Consider the following 255-nt stretch of genomic DNA (forward strand, 5'->3'; position numbering starts at 1 on the left):
GCATCAGGTCAAGCGCTGCCAGGCCGTCGAGGGCATTGGTTTTCTGACAGCGGTTGCCCTGACAATGGCGTTTCAGCGAGGGGAATTTGAAAATGCTGATGCTTACATCGCTTTCTTGGGAATGGACTTAAGAGTGTCCGACTCTGGGCAAATGAACGGACGCCGCTCGTTGAGCAAGAAGGGAGATTCAGAGATACGCAGGTTGCTGCATAACGCGGCGTCAGCAGGCATCAGGTCAAAAACCTGGAAGCCTTT

At 53.3% G+C, this 255-nt stretch carries 1 protein-coding gene; it reads left to right on the plus strand.

Going from position 1 to position 255, the window contains the following annotated elements:
* Nucleotides 1-255, plus strand: a 255-nt coding sequence (locus ACTD9P_RS30325; protein ID WP_438870526.1) for a transposase, incomplete at both ends; no start/stop codon positions are given.

The organism is Pseudomonas onubensis (assembly GCF_965653655.1).
Classification (GTDB): Bacteria; Pseudomonadota; Gammaproteobacteria; order Pseudomonadales; family Pseudomonadaceae; genus Aquipseudomonas.